The sequence below is a fragment of the Pseudomonas sp. R62 genome (genome assembly GCF_000257605.1).
Classification (GTDB): domain Bacteria; phylum Pseudomonadota; class Gammaproteobacteria; order Pseudomonadales; family Pseudomonadaceae; genus Aquipseudomonas; species Aquipseudomonas atacamensis.
On sequence record NZ_JH636002.1, the window covers coordinates 1 to 1,497 of the forward strand.

Annotated in this window: 1 protein-coding gene and 1 pseudogene; one reads left to right on the plus strand and one right to left on the minus strand. The window is 63.5% G+C overall.

Annotation, left to right across the window (positions count from 1 at the left end; translation table 11 throughout):
• Window positions 1–304: pseudogene (locus OQK_RS28795) on the plus strand (glucans biosynthesis glucosyltransferase MdoH); the annotation flags it as partial.
• A gap of 249 nt (window positions 305–553) precedes the next feature.
• Here the strand turns inward: OQK_RS28795 and OQK_RS28800 are convergent.
• The coding region (locus OQK_RS28800; protein ID WP_016775521.1) for a methyl-accepting chemotaxis protein at window positions 554–1,497 on the minus strand (944 nt) is incomplete at its 5' end.

A 1,497-nucleotide genomic window follows, 5' to 3' on the forward strand; every position in this document is an offset into this window, starting at 1 on the left:
CGATCCTCAGCAGAACGCCCTGGCGTGCTCGCTGGCGACCTCGCGTCATGGCCAGGCCGAGCCGATCGAGTGGCTGCGTCAGGAACGTGTGCGTCACGCGATCAAGGTCGGCCCGGCCGGGCTGAACAACCATGATCGCCTGCAACTGCTTAGCGACCCTGTCGCACTGGCACGCCTGCACGAGCAGGTCTGGGCCGAAGGTCACGCTGAGTGGCTGGACGCCTGGCGCGCTTCGGTGAAAGCCGATCCGCATGCGCCGTTGCTGCCGCTGCGACCGGTGAGCCTGCAGGCTCAGCCGGCCTGATAAAAAACCCCGCTGATTCAGCGGGGTTTTTTTATGTCCGCTGATTTGCGAACAAATCCGGATAAAGCCTAAAACCAGTGCATAGCATCCGTCGCCAAATTGGCGCGACCGTTACCTACGACGCGCAAACCGCGCCGCTGCCTTCGCGAGCAGGCTCGCTCCCACCTTGGAATGCGTTTCCCTGTGGGAGCGAGCCTGCTCGCGAATGGCATCACCTCGGTTCCAGGCGAACCGAGGTCGTGCATCAACTCAGACTTTAAAGCGGCCCACCAGCATCTGCAGATGCGTGCCCAACCGCGCCAGTTCAACGCTGGACGCAGCGGTCTCTTCACTCGCCGCCGAGGTCTGATCAGACACATCGCGCACGTTCAGCACGCTGCGGTTGATCTCTTCGGCCACGGCGCTCTGCTGCTCGGCGGCTGCGGCGATCTGCTGGTTCATTGCCTGGATCGCCGAGACGGTGCGGGTGATGCTCTCCAGTGAGCCACCGGCACGCCGGGTCAGCTCGACGCTGCTGTCGGTCAGGCTGCGGCTGTTGTCCATGATCGTCGCCACTTGCTGAGTGCCGTTTTGCAGACCGACGATCAGCTCTTCGATCTCTTCGGTGGACTTCTGCGTGCGCTGGGCGAGGCTGCGCACTTCGTCGGCAACCACGGCGAAACCACGTCCGGCTTCACCGGCGCGGGCCGCTTCGATGGCGGCGTTGAGGGCTAGCAGGTTGGTTTGCTGGGCCACTGACTTGATCACGTCGAGAACGCTGCCGATCTTGTCGCTTTCACGCTTGAGCTCGCCCATGGCTTCAGTGGAGTGACCCACCTCGATTGCCAGACGCTCGATCTGGGCGATGGCTTCGCCGACGACCTTGTCGCCTTCACGGGCCTGTTGGTCAGCGGCGACAGCGGCCTCTGAGGCTTCTTCAGCGTTGCGTGCGACTTCCTGCACGGTGGCGGCCATTTCGTTCATGGCGGTGGCGACCTGATCGGTCTCGACCTTCTGATTATTGACCCCGGCGCTGGTCTGCTCGGTCACCGCGGATAGCTCTTCAGCGGCGCTGGCGATCTGCGTGACGCCGTCGCTGATACCGCCGATCAACTCGCGCAGGCCCTGGGTCATGCTTTGCATCGAGCGCTGCAATTGACCGAGTTCATCGCGACGCAGGGAAACCAGGTTGTGGGTCAGGTCGCCGGCGGCCA